Here is a 25,816-nt window from a genome sequence, read left to right on the forward strand (position 1 = left end):
CTTCTAAGCCGGGGACGGTCCAAATTGGGCTGAGGCGTAGGGTTGACGTTAGACGGAAGGAGCACTTCATGAAGAAAATCCTCATGGTACTGACCAGCGTTTCCGAGATCGGCGATACCGGAGAGAAGACCGGGTATAACGTGGCCGAGGCTGCACATCCTTGGAAAGTCTTCAAGGATTCCGGTCATTTCGTCGACTTCGCGTCCATCCAGGGCGGCCAGCCCCCGCGCGACGAGGTGGACTCAAAAGATCCCATCCAGGTTGCCTTCACAGAGGACGAGACTACGCGCGCCGGTCTCTACAACACTGCCCGCGTCGACGTCGTTGATCCTGACCAGTACGACGCCATCTTCCTTGTGGGAGGCCATGGCACCATGTGGGACTTCCCGGACAGCGAAGGCTTGCGGAACCTTGTAGCCGGTGTCTACAACGCCGGCGGCGTGGTGGGCGCGGTCTGTCACGGGCCGGCGGGACTGGTGAACGTTGAGTTGGCCAACGGCTTTCGGCTGGTCGAAGGCAGGAAGGTCGCTGCTTTCACCAACGATGAGGAAGTTGCCGCAGGAAAGAACAAGGTCATCCCGTTCTTTTTGGCCGACCGGCTTGAGGAACAGGGTGCCACCCACGTCTCGGCTGGTGTCTTTGAGGAAATGGTAGTGGTTGACGACCGGCTGGTGACGGGTCAGAACCCGGCCTCAGCCGCTGGCGTGGCCAAGGAGATGGAGAAGCTCCTGGCAGAGGTCATCCACCAGGAAAAAGCCGAGGAACAGCACGAGGCGGAGGCGCTGCGCGCCGAAAAAGACGCCGAGAAGAGCGCCAAGAAGGCTGCTGCGGCAGGCGCCGAGCACTAATGCCCGCAGCGCGCTAAACTGGCGGCCGCCAGTCGGCCTATGTGCGCCGGCGACACCTCAGCAAAGCAAGCATCAGACGACGGTCCACGCCTATCGGGTCCGGACAAGACAGAAGTTTGTTACCGCTACGTTACTGTTGGCGTCTGGCGCGCAAAGCAAAAGGCCCTGCTTCCCTTTGTTTACAAGGGAAGCAGGGCCTTTCTCATTGGCGGTGACGGTGGGATTTGAACCCACGTTGGCTTTGACACCAAACAACATTTCGAGTGTTGCACCTTCGGCCGCTCGGACACGTCACCAACCTGAATAGGTTACCGGAGCATACCGCCCATCCACAAAACGGCATGTGTTCAGCCCCTCATGGCGAAGGGACACTTAGCGCAGCTCCATTGCGAAGGGGCAATTGAGTCCCACGCTTCAGCTCGAACGGACAGTCGACGGCCTCCAATGTAGCGCCCTCGACGTGCTGCACGATCAGGGGCCGAGGAAGGCCGCGGAGTTATGCACATAGCCATTGGGCTTCGGCGTTATTGTCGGACCCTCACGGGATGATTTGTGTATGGATAGCAGAGGAGCTGTGGCGGCGGCGGAGGCCCTTTCGGCGTCCTTCGCTGAGCTAGCAGTGGCGCTCCGCGGCGGGACCGTTTCCTCCGGGTCCTGGGATGCTGATCCGTTGCGCCGGGTAGCGGATGGTTTGCTGGACGGGCTGGCCGAGATCTCACGGTTGGACGCGAAAAGTGCTGCCCTGAAGGTCTGGCTGGCTGCCGGTTACAGCGCCGCTGCCGAGGCCCTGGCGGGCCCTGCTGAGTCGCCGCAGGACCATAGCGGGCAGGAGATGGCTGTCGTCGCTGAGGTCGCGTGCGTGCTGGCGGTCAGTGAACGCGCCGCCAGTGCGCTGCTCGCGGAGGCGCGCGCGCTGACCACGGCCCTGCCGCTGACGTTCTCGGCGTTGCAGGCCGGGGTCATTTCGTGGCAGCACGCCCGGATCATGGTCGATGAAACCACTAACCTCGACAGGGCGGCCGCGGCGGCCCTCGAAGCGCATTTCCTGGACCCGGACGTCGCGAATCCGGCCCGTGGCTTCGCCGGTGAGCTCATCCCCGGCCGGTTCCGGCACAAGGCCGGCACCTGGCGGGAACGCCATCATCCGGTCAGCATCGAACAACGCCACCTACGCGGTATCCAGGACCGGCGGGTGGAGTACGCCCCGGACCGTGACGGGATGGCCTGGCTCTCCGCGTACCTGCCCGCCGATCAGGCCGCGGGGATCTGGGACCGGACCACCGCCGCCGCCCGGGCCCTCCAGGGGCCTCATGAGGGCCGGACCCTCAGCCAGCTCCGCGCAGACTCCGTCGCGACCTGGCTCCTGACCAACGCCAGCGCCAGCGCCGGGGCCGGAACCGGTGATGAGGGTAGGGAAAACAGCGGCAGCGCGACCGGTGAAACGAGCCACCAAGAGACCGGGGGCATCGCCGTGAGCGGCGGTGTTCCCTCGCCGCGGGCACAGGTGTTGATCACCGTGCCGGTGTTTGCGCTGTTGGGCCTCACGGATGAACCGGCCATGCTCGACGGATACGGACCGATCCCACCGTCCATGGCCCGCCAACTCGTGGCGGAAGGTGCGGAGTCCTTTCACCGGGTCCTGATCGATCCGCGGGACGGTGCTCCGCTGGAGATCGGGCGGACCAGCTACCGGCTCACGAAAGCGCAACGCCAATGGCTACGGCTGCGGGACGGCAAATGCCCGTTTCCCGGCTGCAGCAACCACTCCGTCGACAACGAAGCCGACCACATCCTCCCCTGGTCCCACGGCGGCACCACCGGCATCAGCAATCTCGGTCAGCCCTGCCACAAACACCACCGACTCCGCCACACCACAGCCTGGAAACCCACCGCAGCCAACAAGAACGAGCCACCCGGCTGGATCTCACCCACCGGACGCCACTACACCAGCGAACACCCCGACTGGGAACCACCACACTGGCCACCACAACAGTCGGGCCAATGGTCCGCGCTGGCGCCCCGTGCAGATTGAGGAGTGCCCGAAGACGAAATTCCGGGCGAACCCGTGGGGGCGATCCCTTTCCCAAACTGGGACTTCTCCCTCACTGCCCGCAGCAACGTCTGACCACCAACCCCAAAGAGAATGCAGCGTTATGGCCGTGGCAGGACTGTAACGCGGGCAGGGTTAGGGCTGGCAAGGCTGAGGCGGGCAGTACAGGGCCGCCTCCCATTAACAGTGCGAACGGACAGTTACGGCCCCGATTTCAAGGGCTTCAAGTGTCATCTCGACCGGAGTGGGTGTCGCGGAGAGCGCCCGCGGACTAGATTCATAAGCAAGATGGCGAACTCAGACAAAGAGGCACAGGCAACCGCGTACTGGACTACGGGGCCGGAACACGGCGAGCTTCGGAACGAGGCTCTGCACGCCCCCGGACCCGGCGAAGCTTTGGTCCGCACGCTGTATTCAGGCATCAGCAAGGGCACGGAAATTGTGGTCCACACCGGCTCCGTCCCACCACGCGTGGCCGAGGAGATGCGCGCGCCGCACCAAGAGGGCACCTTCCCGTCGCCCGTGAAGTTCGGGTATCTTTCGGTGGGCATTGTGGAGGAGGGGCCCGGAAACTGGGCGGGCCAGAAGGTCTTCTGCCTCAATCCACATCAGGACCGCTACGTCATTTCCACAGACGCCCTCACCAGGATTCCCGACGGCGTCCCGGCCCGCCGCGCCGTCCTCACAGGCACCGTGGAAACCGCCGTCAATGCCCTCTGGGAAGCCGGACCGAGGCTGGGGGACCGGATCGCCGTCGTCGGCGCCGGTCTGGTGGGCGGTATGGTGGCCACACTCCTGCGCACGTTCCCGCTGGCACGCCTCCAACTGGTGGACCTTGACCCGGAACGTAGGCACCTGGCGGACAAGCTGGGCGTGGGGTTCGCCCACCCCGATGATGCCAAATCGGACTGCGACATCGTATTCCACTGCTCTGCCTCCCAGGAAGGCCTCGAACGCAGCCTGCAGCTGGCCGGCTATGAGGGGGAGATCATCGAGATGTCCTGGTACGCCAACCGCAAAGTCACGCTGCCGCTGGGAGAGGACTTTCATGCACGCAGGCTCTCCATCCGGGCCAGCCAGGTGGGAGTGGTTGCCCATGCGCGGCGCCACCGCCGGACCACGGCCGAGCGCCTGGAACTGGCTGTTGAGCTCCTCAAAGACCCCGTCTTCGATGCCTTCCTTACCGGCGCCTCTCCGTTCACGGACCTGCCGGCAGTAGTGCAGGATCTCGCCGATGGCAAGCTGGAAGCCCTGTGCCATGTGATCGAATACCCCAACGCTGACAGCCTTGGAGCGTACAACCCCGGGCACGACAGCCCGGCAAAACCGGCCCCAAAGACAGGAAGTAGCCAGTGTTCAGCCTGACCGTCCGACGCCACTTTATGATCGCCCACAGCCTCCCGCGGGAGGTATTCGGCCCGGCCCAGGCCCTCCACGGGGCGACGTTCGTGGCGGAGGTGACATTCCGCCGTCGTGCGCTGAATCCGGACTCGATCGTCCTGGACATCGGGGCTGCGGGCGGCATAATCGAGGACGTGCTGTCCGGCCTCAACTACAAAAACCTGGACGAACATCCGGACTTCGTGGGCAGGCTTAGCACCACCGAGGCACTCGCGGAATACATCGCCCACGCCGTCGCAGCCAAGCTCAGGGATGACGACGACGGCCGCGGGCTCGCGGGAATCGACGTCACGCTGCGCGAAAATCCGGACGCCTGGGCAACTTACGTATACGATCTGTCCGCCTGATCCCATGCTGGTCAGGTTCCTGGTCCCCGCCAATATCCGCCACAACTCCGGCGGCAATATCTACAACGCGCGGCTCACCCACGGACTGAGAACGCTGGGCGTTCCTGTGGAGACCCTGACGGTGGAGGGTTGCTGGCCGGAGGCCAGCGCCACGGAACGACGGCGGCTGGGCGGCCTGCTGGGCGCCTGGGACCCAAAGGTGGACGCGCGGCAGGCAAACGTCACTCCGGAAACGGTCACGCTCGTAGACGGACTGGTTGCGTGCGGCGCCCCCGACGAACTGGAGTATGCCGCGGCTGCCGGACAACACACCTGGGTCCTGCAGCACATGCCCTCGCCCAGCCACCCCGACGGCGAAGGGCGCGCGCTCCGGGCGGCTACCGGAGTGATCTGCACGAGTTCGTCCGCCGCCGCCTCGGCGTCGGAAAAGCACCGGCTCCCCGCCAGCCGGGTTGCCCTGCCCGGGACGGACCCCGCACCGGTGGCGCCGGGTTCGGCGCCGCCACACATCGTTGCGGTGGCAGCGCTGCTGCCCAACAAGGACCAGTTGCTGATTGTGGCGGCGCTGGCCAGGCTCCAGGACCTCGCCTGGACAGCGTCCCTGATCGGAACCGACGACGCCGATCCCGCCTATGCGGCACAGGTCCGGGCGGCCATTGCCTCCTCTGGAATGGAGGACAGGGTGCGCGTGACAGGCCAGCTCGCCGGGACCGCACTGGCGGACGAATGGAACCGGACAGACCTGAGCATTCTTGTGTCCCGGGCCGAAGCCTTTGGGCTTGTGGTGACGGAAGCGCTGGCCCACGGCATCCCTGTCATTGTGCGGGAGGGAACCGGCGCCGTGGACGCGTTGGGACTGGCCGCGAGACTTGGCGGCAGGCTCGCGGGAAGACCGGACGGCGAGCGTGGTGGTGAACGTGATGGCGGGATATATGCGGTGCCAGGTGCCGCCGTCGGACTCGCCGGATCCGAAGGCGACGCACCTCGTGGCAATGGACCTGAAGACCACCACGCGGACGTGCTCGGTTCAGTGATCCGGCAGTGGTTGGTGGACGAATGTCTCCGCGCTGCCTGGCGTGCGGCTGCCCTCGCTGCACGGGAACGGCTGCCCGGCTGGGACTCCACGGCCCGGAACGTCCTTGAAATCCTCGGTGGATCTGCTGAAGCAGTGACTGCCGAAGGGAAGCCTATCGCCACGGGGACGGCCGGTGGACAATAAGCCATGACCACGCTCCCAAGCTCCGCCACCGTCTTGATCCCACCGGCGATCCCTCCGGCAGTAAGCCACGATGCCCCGGATCCGCAGGTGCTCACTCCAGAGCTCCTCAGGGCTTGGGCCTGGCACAAGCAGGGCCTCGATGGCACACTGCTGGGCGCGGACGCCGCCGACGTGTATAGCAGGGCCGGCTGGGCCCGTTCCGTCGGCGGAGCCAACCCCTACCTCACGCTCTTTGCCCGCGCCGGCACCAGCCGCGCGCAGGCGGATGCCGACGTCCTGGCGCTGAAAATCCATGAGCTGCCCACCGCCCGCGGCTGCACCTATGTGCTGGGTCGGGATGACTTTGCGTGGGGCCTCCAGATCGGCCGGGACGCCGCCGTGGCGCCGTTCCGTGTGCTGGCAAGAATGGGCGTTGAGCGTGGCGAGATCACGCTCCTGGAGGAGGAAATCCTCCACGCCCTGGCCGAGTCCGGCAGCCCGCTGGACCCCAAACAGCTCAAGGACCTGCTGGGCGCCTCGGTCCGGAACCTCGGCGAGGAGGGCAAAAAGAAAGGCGCCGCCACCACGTTGCCCACGGCCTTGGGCCTCCTCCAAGCGGACGGCCGGATCCGGCGCGTACCCGCCAACGGCCGGCTGGATCAGCAGCGCTACACCTACACACTGTGGGGTCTGGCGCGCACCGCCATGGACGACGACGCCGCCCGCAGCCTCCTGCTGCAGCGCTATCTCGGCTGGACTGGCGGTGCCACGGTCAAGCAGTCGCAATGGTTCACCGGGTTCACCCTGGCCCATACCAAGGCTGCGTTGGCCGCCACCGGGGCGGTGGAAATTCCCACCGCCAAGGGCGAGGTGCTATGGGTGCTGCCCGACGACGTCGGACGGCTTGCGTCGTTCGAGGCGCCGGCCGAGGAACAGATTCAGCTGCTGGCCGGCACTGACTCGTTGGTCCTGCTCCGCAGGAACTCGGGGGATCTGTTTGCCGAGCAGGACAAGGGAAAGCAGGTCCTGGGGTCCACGTTGGCGTTGCAGGCTGATCTGCCGGACCACCCCATCTTCGACCGCGGCCGGATCATCGGACTGTGGCAATACGATCCGGGGGAATCCCGGATCGCCCATTGGCTGTTTGGCGGGGCCACGCCCGCAGTATCCCGGCGCATCGGCGAGGTAGAGGCCTAGATCCGGGAGGAACTGGGCGACTTCCGCTCCTTCAGCCTAGACTCACCAGCCTCGCGCCAAGACAGGATCGACGCCCTTGATGCCGCCGGCTAAGCCGCGTTACTGCTGGCTGCGGTGCGCAGCGAAAAAGTCCCTGAGGACCGTTCCGCACTCCTCTTCCCGGACGCCGCCGTACACCTCAACCCAATGGTTGAGCCGGCGCTCGCGGAGGACATCGAACACGGAGCCCGCCGCTCCGGCCTTCTCGTCCCAGGCTCCGAAAACCACGCGGGGAATCCGGGCCAGCACCACCGCGCCGGCGCACATGGGGCACGGTTCCAGGGTCACCACCAGTGTGCAGTCCGCAAGCCGCCAGCCATCCCCGGTGCCGCCGTCGAGCTTGGACAAGGCACGCAACCTTTCCGCGGCCTGACGGATGGCTACCACCTCGGCGTGGGCGGTGGGGTCTCCCAGTTCCTCCCGCTGGTTCCGTCCGGTACCCAGCACGGCGCCGTCGGGCCCTATCACCACTGCGCCGATGGGCACGTCATCGGTGGCCAGGGCGCGCCGGGCTTCGTCCAGGGCAAGACCCATCCATTCGAGGTGGTTTTTTCCTGCAGCGGCCATGGCTCAATGATAGTTTCGAAGGATATCCATCCTTGACACCCACTGACGCCAGGAGGAATGCGTGGACGGCGATACATTCAGGGGCCGTGTAGGCCAATGGTTCAAGCCGTATGCCGCCTTGTGGCTCACCATGCTGGTGGGTGGTGTGCTGGTGGTCATCCTGGCACTGCTGGGTGCTGAGGTTTACGACAACGTAGTGGACGACGCGGGACTGACGTCGTTGGACCTGCCCGCGCTGGAGCTGTCCCAGAGCCTGCGGAGCCCGGCACTGGATGCCGGGGTAACCGCTTTTACCAACATCGGCGGGGGCATTGGCATGCCCATCCTGGCCAGCATCCTGACCGGCTGGCTGACGTTCCTCAGCCGGACCTGGCGTCCGATCATCCTGGTGGGCGGTGCCGCGGCTGTCTCCACAGTGGCTACCACTGTGGGCAAGCGCTTGGTTGGCCGTACCCGCCCGGACCACTCCGAAGCGGTCCCGCCCTTCGAGACTTCGCCGTCCTTTCCCAGCGGCCACACCCTGAACACGACGGTGGTGATCGGCGTCGTGGTGTACGTCATGTGCCTGCAGTTCGAAATGCTGTCGGCGCGCATCACTGCCATCACCGCCGGGGTGATCTTCATCATCGCCATGGGCCTGAGCAGGGTGTTCCTGGGCCACCACTGGCTCACGGATGTGATGGCCGGCTGGTTCCTGGGCCTTGCCTGGGTTGGCATCGTGATCCTGGCGCACCGGCTCTTCCACGTGCTGCGGAAACGCGAGCACGCGGGCCCGGCGCCGACGTTCGAACACCCAGTCCTGCGGGATGATCCGTCGAGCTGATTCCCGGCCTGAGGCTGCCCGCGTGGGTGATAGTTTTGACGCATGCGCACTCTCGTTGTGGACCACCCGCTGGTCGCCCATAAACTCACCGTCCTGCGGGACAAGAACACTCCGTCGCCGGTCTTCCGGCAGCTGACGGAAGAGTTGGTGACCCTTCTGGCCTACGAAGCCACCCGCGAGGTCCGCACCCAGCCGGTCACCATTGAGACGCCGGTCAGCACCACCGTGGGCACCGCTTTCACCAAGCCCACGCCGCTGGTGGTTCCCATCCTGCGCGCCGGGCTCGGCATGCTCGAGGGCATGACCAAACTGGTCCCCACCGCTGAGGTGGGCTTCCTGGGCATGGCCCGCGACGAGGAAACTTTGGACATCATCACCTACGCGGAGCGGCTCCCGGAAGACCTGACGGACCGGCAGATCTTTGTGCTGGATCCCATGCTTGCCACCGGCGGAACCCTGCGCGAAGCCATCAAGTTCCTGTTCAAGCGCGGCGCCTCAGACGTCACGTGTATCTGCCTCCTGGCCGCGCCGGAAGGCCTGGCCAAGCTCGAAGAGGAGCTCGCCGAGGCGAACGTCACCATCGTCCTGGCGTCCATCGACGAACGGCTCGACGAGAAGTCCTACATTGTTCCGGGGCTCGGCGACGCCGGCGACCGCCTGTACGGCATTGCCGGCTAGTTATGCGCTGCTCCAGAATTTAGGTCTTCCGCTTTCCCGCCGCCGCAGTTAACGTGTGGCCGAGGGAAGGCCTCCGCTTCGTCCAGCTGACCCCGCCGGGTTCCGCCTGCTCCATCTGTCTCGGCGAGGGCCTCAATGACGCCCCTCCAGGCACGGCGCCAAGCCTGCAGATGGTGGTCAGTGACATCCAGGCCGCCCACGACCACCTCAAGGGCAAGGGGGTGGAGGTCAGCGACATTGACGTGCAGGGCTGGGGGGCACTTCGTCTACTTTGCGGATCCCGACGGCAACAAGTGGGCGGTGCAGTACATCCCGGGCCGTGACGCCTAAGCCCGTGGCGTGTGAGGCAAAATAGGCAGCATGAACATCCCCACACCTGCCGCCACACGAACACCTGCCGCCACACGAACACCTGCCGCCACACGAACACTGACCTGTCGTGCCGTCCTTTTCGATATGGACGGCACTTTGGTGGACTCCACGGCAGTGGTAGAAGAGGTATGGGGAGAATTCGCCGCCAAGTATGGTCTGGACATCGCCGAAATCCTGCGCACTTCGCACGGCATCCAGGCCGCGGATACGGTGCGCCGGTTCGCGCCGGCCGGAGCCGACGTTGTGGCGCTCACTGCCGAACTCGGCGCCGTGGAAAGGGTGCGGACTTCCGGTATCGTCGCGTTGCCTGGGGCTGCCGAGCTGCTTCGAAGCCTCCCGGCCGAGGCCGTGGCACTGGTGACCTCAGCGGACAGGACCCTTGCAGACATCCGCATGGACGCCGCGGGACTCGCCATGCCAGCCACGGCCGTGACGGCGGAACTGGTCACACGGGGCAAGCCGCACCCGGAAGGGTACCTGAAGGCAGCCGGGCTGCTGGGCGTGCAGCCGGCGGACGCCCTTGTGTTCGAGGATGCACCCGCCGGAATTGCGGCAGGTGTTGCCGCGGGGATCCGGACTGTGGCCGTGGGCCCCAACACAGGCGCATTGCCGGCAGGAGTGCTCCACATCCCGGACTACGGTGCAGTGACAGTCTCCGTTGAACCGGACGCCGCGGGCCGGCAGATCATTTCTTTCCGGCTTTGACGCCGGCCTTTAACGCCGGCAGATCAGCTTCGTGATCCGCTGGCGCAGCTCAGCGACGCCGGCCGCCGCCGCCGCTCAGCCGGCCTAGTACCAGTTGTGCGACAGGTGGAAGTTCAGGGCGCCGCACGGTGACTGGTAGCGCTCCTGGATGTAGTTCAGGCCCCAGTTGATCTGCGTGCGGTAGTTGGTGAGGTAGTCCCCGCCAGCGCTCGCCATCTTCTCAGCGGGCAACGACTGGACGATGCCGTACGCGCCGCTGCTGGCGTTGGTGGCCGTGGTGGTCCAGTCGGATTCCTTGGTCCACAGCGTCTGCAGGCACTGCATCTGGTCAGCGGACCAGCCGTAGGTCTCCAGTTGACCGGCGGCGTAGGCCTGGGCTCCTGCGGGGTCGTTGACTGCCACAACAGGTGCCGGGACAGGCTCGGGAGCCGGCGCCGGGACGGCCTCGGGAGCCGGCGCCGGGACGGCCTCGGGAGCCGGCGCCGGGACGGCCTCCGGGGCAGGTGCGGGGGCAGGTGCCGGTTCGGCAGCCTGGGGCGCGACGTTGATCTCGGCCGGTGCAGCTCCCGGGGCGGCCGGGGTCTGGATCTGGGCTGCTTCGAAGCTCAGCTTCGACTGGGCGCTGGCTTCTTCGGCGGACTGGTCCGCGCTGGCTGCAAGCGACGCGGATTCGGAAGCGTGTGCTGCGGCGCTGACGCCCACCAGGAGGGCGCACGCCGTCGCAAACACGGCGACGCGCTGGCCCACGGAGGGAATCCGGGCCGCCTTGGACAGTGGGGACATAGCTGCACCGACGCGGGTCTGCTTGCGGCGGCGGTTGGACTGTGGGTCGCCCTGCGGGCGTGTTTCTACCTTGAATTCAGACATGGTGGATCGCCTCTCACACCTGCGGAGTTAGCTGTCGGGTTCGGATGAGGGCATCCGGCCACACGGCACAATCACGTGTTGGCTTAACCCCAAAGGGCACTTGGTGCCCGGGACGGTGGGTCCCCCGCCTCTGCCTCTGAAACGGGAATCCGGGAAGCGGCAGAGCTTGGCGTCATCCGGATATGCGGCCCGAACGGGATCCGCACCTGTTCGACGGTACAGGAGCTGGAAGCTTAAGTCACATTTCGGTAACAGGAATCACGACGACGGTGTGTCGCCTTGCTGTGCTCGCGCTTCAGCTGGTTGCGCCACCGCACCGGCTGGGAGGAGTAAGGCGAACTCTGTCCGCCCGGCCCGCGATGTCACGGCCACGCTACCGCCGTGCGCCGCCATGATGGACTGGACAATGGACAGGCCCAGGCCGCTGGTGCCCTCCGATGCCCCGGAGCCCGAGGCCGGTGCCGTGCCCTTGCGGGCCGCGTCTGCGCGGGCAAACCGGGAGAAAATGTGGTCCACGAACTCCGCAGGGATGCCGCCGCCGTCGTCCGTTACCGTCACCGCTGCGCTGCCATCGGCAGATCTCGTAACGGCGGTGACCACGGTGGTCCCGGGCGGCGTGTGCTTGCGCGCATTCGAGAGCAGGTTGACCAGCACCTGACGCAGTTGGGAAGCATCACCGGTGACGGCGAGCGGTTCGTCAGGCAGTTCAAGGCGCCAGCGGTGGTCCGGGGCTATGACTTTCTCGTCACTGACGGTTTCGATGACAAGCTGTGTGAGGTCCACCTCACTGAGTTTCAGGGGCTGCCCCTCATCGAGCCGGGCCAGCAGGAGCAGGTCCTCCACCAGGGTGGTCATGCGTTCGGACTGGCTCTGGACCCGCGCCAGGGATTTCCGGCCGTCCGGCGTGAAGTCCTCGGTCATCCGCATCAGCTCCGTGTAGCCGCGGATGGCGGTCAGCGGGGTGCGCAGTTCGTGGGACGCGTCCGCAACGAACTGCCGCACCTTGGTCTCGCTCCGCTGCCGCGCCTCGAGTGCGTTGGCGACGTTATCCAGCATCAGATTGAGGGCGTGTCCTACGCTGCCCACTTCGGTTCCGGGGTTGGAGTTCGACGGCGGGACGCGCACCGCGAGTGCCACCTCGCCCGCATCCAGCGGGAGCCGGGCCACCCGGGTTGCAACCTCGGAAAGCTGCTCCAACGGCTTCATGGTGCGCCGGATGAGCACGGTTCCTGCCAGCCCGATCAGCGACAGGCCGCCAAGGGAAACGAACACAAAAGTCCAGACCAGCGACGTCAGCGTGCTCTCCTTGGCAGCGAGCGGAAGTCCCGTGACCAGGATATCGCCGTAGCCGGTGTCCACGGCCACAATCCGGTAATCCCCGTTGGACAGCGAACGGTCCACAGGAAAGCCGGTCCGGGTCAGCGCCAGCAGGGTTTGCTTATCTTCCGGGTCGAGCGCCAGGCGTGCGGTGTCCGAGTTCAGGAAGCCGCCGCTGGGGATCTGGCCGTCCAGAATCCGCGCATTCAGCGTTCCCACGCTCTGCCCGCGGGCGTCGAGCGGGTCTGTCCGGCCGTTGAATCCGCCCAAACCCGGACGGCCAGGACCGTTCGAGAGTTTGGCGGCCTGGCTCAGTTGTTCATCCAGCTGGCCGGTCAGAAAGTTGTCCATGGAAGTGTAACTGAACAGGCCCACAGCGCCGCAGATGGCCACCAGCAGTGCCATGGCCAACAGGATCAGTCGCGTGCGCAGATGCCACGTGTCAGGTTTCAGCCAGCTCCGGGCCGGTGTTGGGGTTGCTCGCGGTGAGGACATGGCCTAGTCCGCCGGCTTGATGACGTATCCGGCGCCGCGAACAGTGTGGATCATGGGCGGATGTACGGCATCCACTTTCTTTCGCAGATATGAGATGTAGAGTTCCACGATGTTGGCCTGGCCGCCGAAGTCGTAATTCCAGACGCGGTCAAGGATCTGGGCCTTGCTGATGACGCGTTTAGGATTCTCCATGAGGTACCGGAGCAGTTCGAACTGGGTGGCCGTGAGCTGGAGGTCATCGCCCGCACGGGTCACGTCGCGGGTGTCGATGTTGAGGACAAGATCGCCCACCACAAGTTCGGCTGTGTCCATCGCCGCAACGCCGGACCGTTGGACCAGGCGGTGCAGCCGCAGCAGGACCTCCTCCATGCTGAACGGCTTGGTCACGTAGTCGTCCCCGCCGGCCGCGAGACCCAGGATCCTGTCCTGGACGGCGTCCTTGGCGGTCAGGAAAAGCGCAGGCACCTCCGGGGCGAAGGTGCGGATCCTGCCCAGCAGCTCAACGCCGTCGAAGCCTGGCAGCATCACGTCCAGTACCAGGACGTCCGGGCGGAACTCCTTGGCGAGCTTCACGGCCTCGGGGCCATCGGCGGCAACGGCAACAGACCAGCCGGCCATGCGCAGCCCCATGCTCATCAGTTCGGAGAGGCTGGGTTCATCGTCAACCACCAGGGCACGGATGGGGGAGCCGTCCGGGTGGGTCAGTCGCGGAAGGTTGTTGGTCATGGAGTGCGAAGTGGCCATGGGACAACTCTCCGATCATTGAGTTAGCCCGCGCCATGGGGTTCCTGTGCGCACGCTGTGAATCCCAGCCTAGCGAGCTGAGTGCTCAGAGATGGGTGCAGATAATGCACGGGCTGGAGCCGTTTCCGCCGGACAGGCGGCAAAAGGCAGTAAGCAATTTCAGGAAGCCATACTGCGGTGAATTTGAAGGACTTAAAACTGCGAATGGACGAATATTGTTCGCAAAAATGGGCTATTTGCACACCTTCGACGGACAACAACCGCTATTTTGTCGTCATATCAGAATGGTGATCCATGACACAAATCCGCATTGTGTCTCACTATGCGGAACAACGCACCCATTGTTACTTGCAAGTTCTCATTGTTACGTTGCACACTTTGAATTGTGAACAAGAACTCAACAGCACCTGCAGCCGCAGAATATTGGTCCAGCACATCCGCTGCTGCCGACATGCGCTGTTGTCGAATGCACGCCTGACCTTCAGACCCCACGGAGTTCCTAGGCATTCGCCCCCAAGCCCAGCGCCCCCAAGCCCAGCGTAGGGCGCCCTCCCCAGATCTCATTGCGGGGAAATTCAGCATTCGAGCCGCGATGACGGCCATTCACATTGAGGTAAGCATTCATGTCAGTTGCATCCGGATACGTCCATATCTCCGTCCGTAACGCAGGCAAGGCGGGCCAGGCCTCCGGCCTCCGCCAGGGCTTCGGCGCCCGGCCGGCATTCGTCCCGGCAGCCCCCGGCGCCAGCTTTCCTGCCCCCGGCTACGCACCGCAAGGCTACAATCCAAATTCCTACGGCCAGCTCCGCGCTGTCCAGCCTGCCGAAGCCGCGCCGCTGACCGCGCCCACCCCGCTTATCGCTGGTCCAAACGCCGTGCGGCCGGTCGCCAACGACACCGTTGCCCGTGGATTTGTCCTCTACATGGGCATCGACGAGGAAACCGCAGCGGCTGCCGGCACCTCCATTGCCAAGCTTGCCCAGGAAATCCGCACTTACGCACAGTCACTCGTGACCGGCGCCGAAAGCTACGCCGCCGTTGCCGTGGCCCCGGCCGGCACCACCGGTTCCGCGCTCGACGTCGTCCGGTCCACCTTTGGTGACCCCACCGTGAATGCACAGAAGCGCACCGAGACTGCCCGGCTTCAGCAGCCCCAGGACCCGCGTCCGTCCGGCGTCCTGATCGACCTTGCCCGCCGCGAAGTCCACCTTGACGGCGAGTCCCTGAACCTGACCTTCAAGGAATTCGAACTCCTGAACTACCTGGTGGAAAACGGTACCCGCACGGTTGGCCGCGATGAGCTGCTTGAGGGCCTGTGGCGCAACGCCGAGGAAGTCCCCAACGAGCGCACCATCGACGTCCACATCCGCCGGCTCCGCTCCAAGCTGGGCCGCCTCGCCAACACCGTCCGCACCGTCCGCGGCCAGGGCTACCGCTTCTACGAGCATCCCGAAGTGATTGTCTGGGCCGCTCCGGAATACTCGATCTAGTCCTTACTTCAGTACCGCGAAAAGGCGCCACGACCCCTCTGCGCCTGTTGCTCGACGGCGGCGCCGTGGGTCCTGCGGGTCTAGGCTTGGGGGATGAGCGACCACCACATCAAACGCCTGGTGATCATGCGGCATTCCAAGGCTGACTGGCCCGGAGGCGTGGCGGATCATGAGCGGCCGCTGGAGGAACGGGGCCACCGCGAGGCGCCGCTGGCCGGCAAGTGGCTGGTCAAGCACGGTATCCTCCCGGATTTCATCCTGTGTTCCAGCGCGCTCCGCACCCGCCAGACCTGCACCTGGGTGTGCTCCGAGCTGGGGGACAAGGCCCCGACGCCGAAACTTGAGGACGGCCTCTACGCGGCCTCTGCGCTGCGGATGCTCGCCGTGGTCAACCATGTGCCTGACACTGTGACCACGCTGATGCTCATCTCGCACATGCCTGGCGTCCAGGACCTCGCCATGCACCTGGCCGCACGCGACTCAAACCACGACGCCTACATGGATGCCGCCACACGCTACCCCACCAGCGCGCTCACGGTGCTGGAAACGGAAAAGCCCTGGGCCGAGCTGGACGGGCAGGACGCACGGCTAACCAAGTTTAAAGTCCCGCGAGGCCACTGACCGCAGGGGCCCGGCAGCTCCGGGAGTCGCGGCGACCTCGCGCAGCAGTCCGGCGACGTGCTGGACGCCCGGGCTGGCCGCCATGGTCCGGCGGTACACGATGCCCACCTGCCTGACCTGCATGGGGTTGACCAGGGGCAGGGCGACGACGTCCGCTGGCAGCGCGGGCCGGCCGAGGCGGGGGACCAGCGCAACCACGGCCCCCTGCTCCACCAGGGCGATGTGGGTTGCAAAGTCAGGATCGTAGACCCGGATGTTCGGCACCCGGCCTCGATCAGCGAAGATCCGCAGCAGGGCCTCGTTGCAGATGGCACCGTGCGGTGTGCTGATCCACCGTTCGTCGACGAGGTCGGCCGGTTGCACCTCGCTGCGTCCGGCCAGCGCATGGTCGCGGTGCACCAGGACGTCCGCAACGTCCTCGCCAAGCCAGTCGAGCGCCATGTGCTCCGGTATCACCAGCGGGACAGAGTTCCAGTTGTGGACCACACCCAGATCCGCCTCCCCGTTGGCCACCCGCGCTACCGCTTCCCGCGGGTCCTCCGCCAGCACGCTGATGTCCAGGTCTGCTCCGGATGAAGCCAGCCGTCCCAGCAACGGCCCCACCAGGCCCCGGCAGGCGGTGGAAAAGGACACAACCTTCAGGTGGCCTGTGGGTTTGGTCGGATCCGCCAAGAGGGTGGATTCCAGCTCCTCGAGCTCCGACAGGATGCGCCGGCCGTAGGCTGCCAGGGTGAGCCCGCGCTCGGTCAGCAGCACGCCGCGGCCGCGGCGCTCCAGGACGGGGAACCCGGTCTGCTTCTCCAGCTTTTTGATCTGCTGGGAGACGGCCGAAGGACTGAAGCCCATTACCTCCGAGGCCGCTATGACCGAACCGTGTTGTTCAATCGCAGCCAATGCCCGGAGCGAGCCGATCTCAATCATGAAGCAAACGTACATGATGTGAGGCAAAATTCAACGCTGGTGCTTCATCTGCCCTTCTGCGAGAGTGGGACCGTGAACCTCCGCCACTCCCTCCTCGCCGCCCTCGTCGCCGTCCTTTGGGGCCTGAACTTCGTGGCCATCGACGTCGGCCTTCATGCGAACGGCGGTGAGGTTCCGCCGCTGCTGTTTGTGGCCCTGCGGTTCCTCCTCGTGGTCTTCCCCTGGATTTTCTTCATCAGGAAGCCGGACGTCAGCTGGAAGGCGATCATCGGCGTCGGCGCCTTTATGAGCGCGGGCCAGTTCGGCCTCCTCTACCTGGCCATGGCGCTGGGCATGCCGGCAGGGCTGGCCTCCCTGGTCCTCCAGGCGCAGGTGCTGCTCACGGTGCTTCTGGCTGCCGGGTTACTGCGCGAGCGGCCCAGCCGGAGCCAACTGGCCGGCGTCGTTCTCGGCGTTGCGGGCCTGACCGTGGTAGCCGTCGGCCGCAGTGCCGTGGCCCCGCCGCTGCCGCTCATCATCGTCCTGGGAGCCGCGCTGTCCTGGGCTGCCGGGAACGTCATTGCTCGGCAGGCCAAGGCCGCCTCCGGGCTGGGGCTGGTGGTCTGGTCCGGAGCAGTAGTGCCCCTGCCCCTCGCCGGACTGTCGCTGCTGGTGGACGGCCCGGAGGCGGTGTTCAGCACCCTGGCAGACCTCCAGCCGGCCACGGTCCTGAGTGCGCTGTACACAGCCATTTTCGCATCGCTGGTGGGGTACGGAATCTGGAACCGGCTCCTGGCCAGCTACCCGTCGTCGGCCGTGGTGCCTTTTACCCTGCTGGTTCCCGTGGTGGGCATGAGCGCTGCCTGGCTGGCACTGGGGGAGGTCCCGACGCCGGCTGAACTGGCTGGCGGGCTGCTCCTCTTGGGAGGAGTGGCGACGGCGGTACTCGCTGGCCGAGGCCGGCGCGGCCTGCGGCTAAGTCAGCGGCGGGGTGCCGGTTTGGCGCCCGTTGTGGTGCCCGGTTTGGGTGCCGGCTTGCGGACCGGGGAAGCGGACGACGACGGCCGCTTGGCTGCCGAGGCAGGCATCCGGGCGGGTGCGCGGAGCCCTGACGCGCGCTGAGCTGTGGCCGCACCCCGTGGTGCCGCGCCACGGGTGGCCGCGGTCCGTGTGGCGGTGCCCCCTGCTGCCGGGCGCCGCCCAGCGGGCCCTCCTGCGCCGGACGCGCGCCGCCGCTTGGCCGGTGAGGGCTTCCGTTTCACAGTTCCCGGACGCCTTCCCGCGGGCCAGACGGTGCCAAGGAAGAGGATCACGAGGGTGGCAACTGCTGAGGCCGCACCCCAGTAGAAATAGTTGTCCGGATCCCCGGTGGGGAGCGGTGTGCTGAAGAACGATGATTGCTCGGCGAAGGCCAATTCCCAGGTGCTGACGAAGGCCAGGGAGAAGGCAATGGTGAAGCTGGAACCCGCAGCGGTGGCCATCAGCACAAAGCGGCGCCCGCGGGCCAGGACCTCCGCTATGGCCGCCACGTAGGCCAGCGCAACCAGGCCCAGGAACGTGACCATCACGGCTTCTTGCAGGGTGATGGCGGTGAGCACCAGCATGCCCAGGGCGGCGACCGCCGCGATCACGGCGAACTTCCCGCTGTTACCCATGTGGCGCATGTGTTCAATCATCCTGCTACTTCACGACATAGCCATGCATGATTGCCATGATTGCTGCAACGCTTTGGTCACGGGTGCGTTCGGGGTTGTAGGTCTGCCGGTCCAGCCCCACCACAAAGCAGGCGCCAAAGATCGCCGTTTCCAGGCTGCCCCGCGAGATCGTTTCGTCCACCGGATAGACGGCAGCCACGTTCTCTATGGCCGCGCCGATCACTGCCAGGAGTTCAGCCCGGAGCGCCGCGAACGTGTCCCGCCATTCGCTGGGAGTCCGCCAGTTTTCGCTCATCCACAAACGGGCGAAGGATGGGTAATCGGCCATAAAATCCATGGCCTGCCCGATCATTGCCTCCATGGACACCAGCGGATCGGAGCCGGGCTGCCCGGCCTCGCTGATCAGGCGTGCCTTCAGGATGTCCACGCCGTGCCGCAGCAGCTGCGCGATCAGGTCCGACTTGCTGCCGAAGTTGTAGTAGACGGTGCCCTTGGAGACACCCGCCGCCGCGGCGATCTCATCCACGGTGACGCCAGCTGCGCCACGCTGGCCGATCAGCTCCATGGATGCGTCGAAGAGCTTCTGCCGGGTGGCGTTGGTCCGGGCCGGGCGGAGTTTCTTCTCGGCCGGCCCATGCAGGGCCGGCTCGGGCCCGGCGAGAACATGGTCAACAGGATCGTGGACACCAGGATCAGACACCCCAGCTCCGGGCACGGGCTGGCTCATACCGCGATCTCCGGTTTGAGCGTTTTGAGCGTCCAGTACTTGTGCTTCCGGACCGCAAAGGTGGACATCGCAGCGCCCAACAACGTGTAGCCGAGCAGCCCCAGGACAGTGGGCACGATCCCGGACAGCTCCGCGCCGTAGATGAGGTGCCGCATGCCCGTGACCACGTAGCCCATTGGCAGGATTTCGTGAACCACGTGAAGCGGCTGCGGGGTGGTCTGCCAAGGGAACGTGCCGCCCGAGGAGACCAGCTGGAGCACCAGCAGGATCAGCACCACCAGCTTGCCGGGCGACCCCAGCAGCGCCACGATGCCTTGGATGATGGCGCTGAAGGCCATGGCCGCGGCCAGCATAAACAGCCACATCAGCACCGGATGAGCGGGGTTGAGGCCCAGCGCCAGATCCACCACGAGGGTCAGCAGGCTCGCCTGCACCACCGAAACGGCCAGGAACGGAAGCCATCCGCCGACGGCGATCTTCCAGGCCGGGGCGTTCGACGCCAGGGCCCGCTGGGTGATGGGCCGCATCGCCTGGACCAGCATGAAGATGCCGATCCACAAGGCGAGCGTCAGGAAGAACGGTGCCAGCCCGGCACCGTAGGAGTCCGCCTTTGCCTGCGAGACGTTGCTGACCGCAACCGGATCAGCAATCACCGCTGAGAGGCTGCTCTTCTGCGAATCGTCCGGGTTGGGCACCTGGCCGGCTCCCTTGGCAATTTCGTCGGCCAACGTCCGTGAGCCGTCAGCTGCGGTGGCGGCCCCCGCCTCAAGCTGCCCCGCGCCGGCGTCGAGCGTTTGGGCTCCCTGGACGAGGTGCCCGGTGCCGTCCAGCGCAGACTGCTCGCCGGTGGCCAGCGTGGCCGCCCCGGTATGGAGCTGGTCTGCGCCACCGGAGGCCTGAACAACGGCGTCCTTCAGGGCCGGGGTGGCCGCTGCCAGCTGTGCTGCGCCGACGCTCACGGCCTCGGAACCGTCCGCGATCTGCTGGATCTGAGCGGCGTCGGCCTGGATCCGGGTTTTCGCTGCGGCCACGGGGCTGGAGGCTGCCACCGTATCGAAGTCGGCCAGGATTTTGTCTGCCTGCAGCTGGGTGATCGCTTCGGATGCAACCAGGCGGGCATTCGATTCGATCACCCGCGTCCGGAGACCCTGGTCCGCGGCATCGAGCTCGGTGACGACGTCCTGGACCTTGGTGTTCAGCTGCGCATTCCCCGCGGCCACCTGGGCCGCGCCGTTGGCGAGGGTCCGGGTGTCGGTGGGCAGCGTGGCCGTCTTGTCCTTCAGGACGGCGAGCCCGCTGCTGAGCTGCCCGGCGCCGTCGGTCAGCTGATTGGCGCCGTCACGCAATTTCAGCTGCCCGTTGTAGAGCTCGCCGGCTCCAGCGCTGAGCGCGCTCGTGCCCTTATGCAGGGTGACCATCCCGTCGCGGAGGGTTGCCACGCCGTCCGCCAGCTGCCCGGCGCCGTCTGCCGCCTTGAGCATCTGGGCGTGGATGGTACCGAAGCCGGTGAGCAGCTGGTTCGCCGTCTCTTCGCCCACTTCCTTGGCCACAGTTGTGTGCACCGCGGTGGTCAGTTTGTCCACGATGGTGCTCAGCAGATAGTTGTTGGCATCGTTGGTGGTGACGTTCAGCATCGCCTGGCTGGCTGAATCGAAGCTGCCAGGTGAGACCAGGTTCGCCGAGAACTCCGCCGGGATCTTCAGCGCAAACGCGTACTTGCCGCTGCTGACCCCTGCATCGGCCTCAGCCGCCGTGGGGACCGCCTGCCAGTTGAAGACGTTGCCCTCCACGAGGCCGTCAGCCACCTTCTTGCCCGCCTGGAGCTCGGTGCCGTCGCTGGACGTGGCGCCGGTGTCTTCAACCACCAGGGCGGCCTCGATCTGGTTCAGGTTCCCGTAGGGATTCCAGTTGGCGTACAGGTACACGGCCCCGTACAGGAGCGGCACCATGATCAGGGCCAGGATGGTCAGCTTTGGCAGCAACCCGCCGGTCATCCGCTTGAGTTCGGAACGGGCCAGCCGCAGCACGGTCACTTGGCATCCTCGGTTTCAAGTAGGAGGGATTCGGTTTCTTCGTCTGTGAGAGCCGGCGCATCGGGTGCTTCGTCGGCGTCGGGGACGGCGTTGCCGATCACCGCGGCCGGCCCCGTCCACCCTGCCGGGAGGGCAGTAAGGGTGACGACGACGGCGAGCGGCCGGCCGGCGTCGTACGCCATCTCCTCAAGCCGCGGGAGCCAGTCCGCGGAGTGCGCACCGTGCCTGTCGGGGGAGTCCACCACCAGGAGATCGGTGTGCGGGTTGGCGAGGGCCAGGGCTGTCAGCAGTTCCGTGCGCCGGTCCGGGGCCAACTGCTCAGTCCACAAGTCCGCGATGTCCTCGAAACTGTTGACCTTGAGCCAAGGCTTGCTGAGCAGCGCGCCCCGGTATCGGCGGGGGATCAGCGCGAGGTCCTCGGTGACAAGGTCCCGGACGCTGAGGTGCTGTTCGGGCTCATTCACATTGGGGGAATCCACCAGGGCGCTCGCGAGCCTGAGGGATTTGGTGCGTTCGTTGGCGTCCCACGAGATCCGGCCGCCAGTGGGTTTCATGCGCCCGCTGATGGTCAGGGCAAGGGCTGTCCGCTGGTCCTGGCGTTCGGCGGTGACGAGGAGGAGCTCACCCCGGCCGACCCGCAGAGAGGTGGGCGGGAGCAAATCGTCGCGCCGGCCTTTCACTTGGAGCTGCTGTACGGAGAGCAAGAATGGCCTTTCGACGGGGTATGTCCGCCTCCAGCCTAACTGAACTGACTGGTCAGTTCAAATAGAAGGCAGAGTGGCGCAGGGGAGCAAACCAGCCCGAACGGACACTTGCGGCCCCGACTACAAGCCGTACTTCTCCAGGAGCCGCAGCCACACCTCGCTGACGGTGGGAAACGACGGCACCGCATGCCACAGCCGCTCCAGCGGGACCTCGCCCACCACGGCGATGGTGGCGGCATGCAGCAACTCACCCACGTCCGGGCCGGCGAAAGTGGCTCCCAGCAGGACCCGCCGATCCTCGTCCACCACCAGCTGTGCCCAGCCTTCGTAGTGTTCCGAATGCAGCGACGAACCCGAGACCTCGATGGGCAGTTCCACGGACGACACGTTGTAGCCGTCCCGCCTCGCCTGTTCCACCGTTCGTCCCACGGCTGCCAGTTCGGGATCCGTGAACACTACGTTGGGGACGGCATGTTCGCTGGCGGTCTGGGCGTACCGGCTCCAGGCCGCGGGCGCGCCGCGGAGCTCGCCCTTGGCGCGGGCCGCGATGGCGTCGCCAGTAGCGCGGGCCTCGTACTTGCCCTGATGGGTGAAAAAATTCCTGCCGGCGGCGTCGCCAACTGCGTAGAGCCAGGGCTCCGCGCCATCCGGGCCCTGCTCGCCCTGAACGTTCGGGGTGCCCTGAACGTTCGGGGTGCCCGGGACGTCCGGGAGGTCCTGGACTAGTCCAGTGGAGTCGGTGGTGAGTTTCAGCGGCTGCCCGTCCTGGGCCTCGAAGCCCAGGCTTTCCAGCCCAAGTCCTTCAAGGGCGGGATGCCGGCCCGTTGAAACGAGGACCTTGTCGGCAGTGACAGTGGTTCGCCCGTCCGGCGTCCCGTCCTGAACCGTGAGGGTGAACGTGCCGTCGTCGTTTTCCCGGGCACTTTCGGTGGACGTGTTGAGGCGGACCGCAACGCCGTCCGCGCGCAGCCCCGCGACCACAAGCCTGCTGGCCTCCGCGGGAAATGCGCCCAGCAGTCCGCTCCTGGCCACCAGTGTCACGTCCGAGCCCAGGCGCGCGAATGCCTGCGCCAGTTCAGTGCCCGCCACGCCGCCGCCGATCACAGCGAGTCGCTCCGGTACCTCTTTGGCCGAGGTGGCTTCTCGGGTGCCCCAGACCTGCAGGTTCGCCAGTCCGTCGATGGGAGGTGTGGTTGGCCTGGAGCCGGTGGCGAGGACGACGGCGTGACGCGCCTTGAGCTCGTAAGTGTTGCCGTCCAGCCCGGCTACTTCAACGGTGCGTGGTGCGGTGATCCAGCCGTGGCCGCGGATCAGCTCAATCCCAGCATCTTCCAGCCACTTCACCTGGCTGTCGTCCTGCCAGTTAGCGGTGAAGTAGTCCCTGCGCTTAAGGACTGCCGCTGCATCCAGTGTCAGGGTGATGGCTTCCACCGCGCCCGGTACGGACTGTGCTCCGTGCAGGGCTGTGCCCGGTCGAAGCAGGGCTTTGGATGGCATGCAGGCCCAATATGAGCATTCGCCACCCACCAGTTCAGCTTCAATGAGCACGGCAGTCAGGCCGCCCTGGACCACCCGGTCGGCGACGTTTTCCCCCACGGCACCGGCGCCAATCACAATGACATCGAATTCACGTTGCAGCGTTGCAGGCGTCATTCGTCCAGCCTACGCCCGCCTCCTTCGAGGCGGGGAGTGCCGCCGTCGTCATTGCGGTGACGCGGAACTGCGTGACTTAAATGACTAAAGGCCCGTATCGGCGAACCGATACGGGCCTTGATCTGTGCGCCCAGAGGGATTCGAACCCCCGGCCTTCTGTTCCGTAGACAGACGCTCTATCCAGCTGAGCTATGGGCGCATCTTGTGTTTCGCGGAGTTTCTTGCTCCCCGAACCTCGAATTACTTTACGCGAGGGAGGCCCGGAGTTCCAAATCGGGAAGCCTGTAATCTAGCCGACTAGACCGGTCTAGGTGACCTTCCTCACTTAATTTCGGCAAATTGTCCGCTTTTTCCTTGAATTTGCGCGGTTTTCGGTTCAAACGCTCACCAACGTGCACGGTTGGTCCAGTTTGGGGACCCTGGTGGCCAATAGCATTTAGTCCACACCGATGAACCCGAGGAAGGGAACCGCAATGGGCGATCTCGCAAGACTGCCGCTGCTTGAGAAAGCACCCACCACGCATGCTGGCCTGCTGGCATGGGTCGAAGAGGTTGCTGAACTTACTCAGCCGGACCGCATTTACTGGGTTGACGGTACCGAAGAGGAAAATACGCGTCTCACTGACGAACTCGTCGCAGCAGGGACGCTGACGCGCCTGAACCAGGAGCTCTTCCCTAACTCTTTCGCTGCATTCTCTGATCCCGCGGACGTAGCCCGTGTGGAAGAGCAGACCTTCATCTGCTCCGAGAAGGAGCACGACGCCGGCTTCACAAATAACTGGATGGCTCCGGTCGAGATGAAGCAGAAGCTGCGCGGATTGTTCGGCGGCTCCATGCGCGGCCGCACCATGTACGTGATCCCGTTCGTCATGGGCCACCTGGATGCCGAAGATCCCAAGTTCGGCGTCGAGATCACCGACAGCGCCTACGTGGTTGCCTCGATGCGCATCATGGCCCGCATCGGCACCGACGTCCTGAACCGGATGACCGAGACCGACGCCTTCTTCGTGCCGGCCCTGCACTCCCTGGGTGCGCCGCTCGAAGCCGGCCAGGCCGACGTGCCCTGGCCGTGCAACCCGGACAAGTGGATCGTGCACTTCCCCGAGGAGCGCTCCATCTGGTCCTTTGGTTCCGGCTACGGCGGCAATGCGCTGCTGGGCAAGAAGTGCTACGCCCTCCGCATCGCCTCCGTGATGGCCCGCGACGAAGGCTGGCTGGCCGAGCACATGCTCATCCTGAAGCTGACGTCCCCGGAGCAGAAGACATATTACGTCTCGGCTGCCTTCCCGTCCGCCTGCGGCAAGACCAACCTCGCACTGCTCGATCCCACCATCGAGGGCTGGAAGGTGGAAACCCTGGGCGACGACATCACCTGGATGCGGTTCGGCAAGGAAGGCGAACTCCGCGCCGTCAACCCCGAGGCCGGCCTCTTCGGCGTTGCCCCGGGCACTGGCTGGGGCACCAACCCTAATGCGATGCGCGCCATCGCCAAGGGCAACAGCATCTTCACCAACGTCGCACTTACCGACGACGGCGGCGTGTGGTGGGAGGGTATGACTGAGGAAGTGCCCGCTCACCTGATCGATTGGCAGGGCAATTCCTGGACCTCGGACTCCGATAAGCCGGCAGCCCACCCGAACTCTCGCTTCTGCACGCCGATCGACCAGATCGACATGCTGGCCGAGGAGTACAACAAGCCGGACGGAGTGGAGCTTTCCGCGATCCTGTTCGGCGGCCGCCGCAAGACCACCATCCCCCTGGTGACCGAGGCCCGCAGCTGGTCAAACGGCATCTTCATGGGTTCCACGTTGTCCTCCGAGACCACTGCCGCGGCAGCCGGGGCAGTGGGCGTGGTTCGCCGCGATCCCATGGCCATGCTGCCTTTCATGGGCTACGACGCCGGAGACTACCTGAACCATTGGGTCAACCTGTCCGCCAAAGGCAACCCGGAACGCCTGCCCAAGATCTTCCTGGTCAACTGGTTCCGCCGCACGGCCGAGGGCGGCTTCGCCTGGCCTGGCTTCGGCGATAACGCCCGCGTCCTTAAGTGGGCCATCGAGCGCCTCGAAGGCAAGGCAGACGCCGTCGAGACGCCGATCGGCTTTGTCCCCACGGGCGAATCCATCGATCTTAAGGGCCTGGATATGACGGCCGCACAGGTCGAAGAGGCTGTCCGCGTCGACCCGGCAGAGTGGGCCACCGAGCTCGCATCCATCGAAGAGTGGTACGCCAACTTCGGCGATTCCCTCCCCGAGGCACTGCAGTCCGAGCTCGCCAGCCTGAAGTCCCGTCTGGGCTGAGGTTCCCGCTAATCACGACGGCGGCCCCGCACCTTTGCAATAAAGGTGCGGGGCCGCCGTCGTTCCCCACCGGCCCCCTGGCCTC

General features: G+C 65.7%; 22 protein-coding genes, 2 tRNA genes, 1 pseudogene and 1 riboswitch. Of the genes and pseudogenes, 14 read left to right on the plus strand and 11 right to left on the minus strand.

All coding sequences use genetic code 11. The annotated features are described in order from the left end of the window. Positions 1 to 68 precede the first annotated feature (68 nt). On the plus strand, positions 69 to 848 hold the full coding sequence (locus ACQCSV_RS04115) for a type 1 glutamine amidotransferase domain-containing protein (protein ID WP_354154676.1): 780 nt from the start codon (positions 69 to 71) through the stop codon (positions 846 to 848). 206 nt (positions 849 to 1,054) lie between these two features. Here the strand turns inward: ACQCSV_RS04115 and ACQCSV_RS04120 are convergent. Then, positions 1,055 to 1,144, minus strand: a tRNA-Ser gene (locus tag ACQCSV_RS04120). 260 nt (positions 1,145 to 1,404) lie between these two features. Here ACQCSV_RS04120 and ACQCSV_RS04125 point away from each other — a divergent pair. From ACQCSV_RS04125 to ACQCSV_RS04145, 5 genes are all read left to right on the plus strand, one after another. Next, complete coding sequence (locus ACQCSV_RS04125; protein ID WP_426939187.1) at positions 1,405 to 2,880, plus strand: DUF222 domain-containing protein; 1,476 nt, start codon at positions 1,405 to 1,407, stop codon at positions 2,878 to 2,880. A gap of 306 nt (positions 2,881 to 3,186) precedes the next feature. Then, positions 3,187 to 4,263 (plus strand): zinc-dependent alcohol dehydrogenase, encoded by a 1,077-nt coding sequence (locus tag ACQCSV_RS04130; protein WP_426939188.1) that lies wholly within the window; start codon positions 3,187 to 3,189, stop codon positions 4,261 to 4,263. Continuing rightward, entirely contained in the window at positions 4,251 to 4,646 is a 396-nt protein-coding gene (locus ACQCSV_RS04135; RefSeq protein WP_426939189.1) for a 6-pyruvoyl trahydropterin synthase family protein, read from the plus strand. Before ACQCSV_RS04130 ends, ACQCSV_RS04135 begins: the two co-directional genes overlap by 13 nt. Positions 4,647 to 4,650: 4 nt before the next feature. Further along, entirely contained in the window at positions 4,651 to 5,865 is a 1,215-nt protein-coding gene (locus ACQCSV_RS04140) for a glycosyltransferase (RefSeq protein ID WP_354154672.1), read from the plus strand. Positions 5,866 to 5,868: 3 nt separating this feature from the next. Beyond that, positions 5,869 to 7,041 (plus strand): DNA glycosylase AlkZ-like family protein, encoded by a 1,173-nt coding sequence (locus ACQCSV_RS04145; protein ID WP_426939190.1) that lies wholly within the window; start codon positions 5,869 to 5,871, stop codon positions 7,039 to 7,041. A 99-nt stretch (positions 7,042 to 7,140) separates the two neighbouring features. Here the strand turns inward: ACQCSV_RS04145 and tadA are convergent, their stop codons facing one another. Then, positions 7,141 to 7,647, minus strand: a complete 507-nt coding sequence (gene tadA, locus ACQCSV_RS04150) for a tRNA adenosine(34) deaminase TadA (protein WP_354154670.1) — start codon at positions 7,645 to 7,647, stop codon at positions 7,141 to 7,143. A gap of 130 nt (positions 7,648 to 7,777) precedes the next feature. Here tadA and ACQCSV_RS04155 point away from each other — a divergent pair, with 130 nt between their 5' ends. From ACQCSV_RS04155 to ACQCSV_RS04170, 4 genes and pseudogenes are all read left to right on the plus strand, one after another. Beyond that, positions 7,778 to 8,470 (plus strand): phosphatase PAP2 family protein, encoded by a 693-nt coding sequence (locus ACQCSV_RS04155; protein WP_354154787.1) that lies wholly within the window; start codon positions 7,778 to 7,780, stop codon positions 8,468 to 8,470. A 42-nt stretch (positions 8,471 to 8,512) separates the two neighbouring features. Further along, positions 8,513 to 9,148, plus strand: coding sequence for a uracil phosphoribosyltransferase (upp, locus tag ACQCSV_RS04160; protein ID WP_056342624.1), 636 nt, complete (start codon positions 8,513 to 8,515; stop codon positions 9,146 to 9,148). 59 nt (positions 9,149 to 9,207) lie between these two features. Continuing rightward, positions 9,208 to 9,478, plus strand: a pseudogene (locus ACQCSV_RS04165) (VOC family protein); the annotation flags it as partial. 30 nt (positions 9,479 to 9,508) lie between these two features. Further along, positions 9,509 to 10,225: an HAD-IA family hydrolase gene (locus tag ACQCSV_RS04170; protein ID WP_354154669.1), complete on the plus strand. Its 717-nt coding sequence runs from the start codon at positions 9,509 to 9,511 to the stop codon at positions 10,223 to 10,225. A gap of 84 nt (positions 10,226 to 10,309) precedes the next feature. Here the strand turns inward: ACQCSV_RS04170 and ACQCSV_RS04175 are convergent, their stop codons facing one another. The 3 genes from ACQCSV_RS04175 to ACQCSV_RS04185 all read right to left on the minus strand — a co-directional run bounded on the left by ACQCSV_RS04175 (position 10,310) and on the right by ACQCSV_RS04185 (position 13,648). Further along, complete coding sequence (locus tag ACQCSV_RS04175) at positions 10,310 to 11,092, minus strand: hypothetical protein (protein ID WP_354154668.1); 783 nt, start codon at positions 11,090 to 11,092, stop codon at positions 10,310 to 10,312. Positions 11,093 to 11,097: 5 nt separating this feature from the next. Next, positions 11,098 to 11,250: riboswitch (cyclic di-AMP (ydaO/yuaA leader) on the minus strand. A gap of 100 nt (positions 11,251 to 11,350) precedes the next feature. Next, positions 11,351 to 12,904 (minus strand): HAMP domain-containing sensor histidine kinase, encoded by a 1,554-nt coding sequence (locus tag ACQCSV_RS04180; RefSeq protein ID WP_354154667.1) that lies wholly within the window; start codon positions 12,902 to 12,904, stop codon positions 11,351 to 11,353. A 3-nt stretch (positions 12,905 to 12,907) separates the two neighbouring features. Continuing rightward, entirely contained in the window at positions 12,908 to 13,648 is a 741-nt protein-coding gene (locus tag ACQCSV_RS04185; protein WP_354154666.1) for a response regulator transcription factor, read from the minus strand. A 623-nt stretch (positions 13,649 to 14,271) separates the two neighbouring features. Here ACQCSV_RS04185 and ACQCSV_RS04190 point away from each other — a divergent pair. Both ACQCSV_RS04190 and ACQCSV_RS04195 read left to right on the plus strand, forming a co-directional pair. Next, complete coding sequence (locus tag ACQCSV_RS04190) at positions 14,272 to 15,138, plus strand: winged helix-turn-helix domain-containing protein (RefSeq protein ID WP_354154665.1); 867 nt, start codon at positions 14,272 to 14,274, stop codon at positions 15,136 to 15,138. A gap of 93 nt (positions 15,139 to 15,231) precedes the next feature. Further along, complete coding sequence (locus ACQCSV_RS04195; RefSeq protein WP_354224098.1) at positions 15,232 to 15,759, plus strand: histidine phosphatase family protein; 528 nt, start codon at positions 15,232 to 15,234, stop codon at positions 15,757 to 15,759. Here the strand turns inward: ACQCSV_RS04195 and ACQCSV_RS04200 are convergent. Next, complete coding sequence (locus ACQCSV_RS04200) at positions 15,727 to 16,680, minus strand: LysR family transcriptional regulator (protein ID WP_426939191.1); 954 nt, start codon at positions 16,678 to 16,680, stop codon at positions 15,727 to 15,729. The genes ACQCSV_RS04195 and ACQCSV_RS04200 overlap by 33 nt on opposite strands. A gap of 72 nt (positions 16,681 to 16,752) precedes the next feature. Between ACQCSV_RS04200 and ACQCSV_RS04205 the strand changes: the two genes are divergently transcribed. Beyond that, positions 16,753 to 17,781, plus strand: coding sequence for an EamA family transporter (locus ACQCSV_RS04205; RefSeq protein WP_354154660.1), 1,029 nt, complete (start codon positions 16,753 to 16,755; stop codon positions 17,779 to 17,781). Positions 17,782 to 18,339: 558 nt separating this feature from the next. Here ACQCSV_RS04205 and ACQCSV_RS04210 read toward each other — a convergent pair. The 5 genes from ACQCSV_RS04210 to ACQCSV_RS04230 form a co-directional block, all read right to left on the minus strand. After that, on the minus strand, positions 18,340 to 18,954 hold the full coding sequence (locus tag ACQCSV_RS04210; protein WP_426939521.1) for a TetR/AcrR family transcriptional regulator: 615 nt from the start codon (positions 18,952 to 18,954) through the stop codon (positions 18,340 to 18,342). An 83-nt stretch (positions 18,955 to 19,037) separates the two neighbouring features. After that, positions 19,038 to 21,074 (minus strand): YhgE/Pip family protein, encoded by a 2,037-nt coding sequence (locus ACQCSV_RS04215; RefSeq protein WP_426939192.1) that lies wholly within the window; start codon positions 21,072 to 21,074, stop codon positions 19,038 to 19,040. Next, positions 21,071 to 21,778, minus strand: coding sequence for an ABC transporter ATP-binding protein (locus ACQCSV_RS04220; RefSeq protein WP_426939193.1), 708 nt, complete (start codon positions 21,776 to 21,778; stop codon positions 21,071 to 21,073). The genes ACQCSV_RS04215 and ACQCSV_RS04220 overlap by 4 nt, the downstream gene beginning before the upstream one ends. A gap of 120 nt (positions 21,779 to 21,898) precedes the next feature. Beyond that, entirely contained in the window at positions 21,899 to 23,431 is a 1,533-nt protein-coding gene (locus ACQCSV_RS04225; RefSeq protein ID WP_354166590.1) for an NAD(P)/FAD-dependent oxidoreductase, read from the minus strand. Positions 23,432 to 23,556: 125 nt separating this feature from the next. Beyond that, a tRNA-Arg gene (locus tag ACQCSV_RS04230) sits at positions 23,557 to 23,630 on the minus strand. Positions 23,631 to 23,904: 274 nt separating this feature from the next. Here ACQCSV_RS04230 and ACQCSV_RS04235 point away from each other — a divergent pair. Then, positions 23,905 to 25,731: a phosphoenolpyruvate carboxykinase (GTP) gene (locus tag ACQCSV_RS04235; RefSeq protein ID WP_426939194.1), complete on the plus strand. Its 1,827-nt coding sequence runs from the start codon at positions 23,905 to 23,907 to the stop codon at positions 25,729 to 25,731. The last annotated feature ends 85 nt before the right edge of the window (positions 25,732 to 25,816 follow it).

The organism is Pseudarthrobacter sp. S3 (assembly GCF_050156905.1).
Classification (GTDB): domain Bacteria; phylum Actinomycetota; class Actinomycetes; order Actinomycetales; family Micrococcaceae; genus Arthrobacter.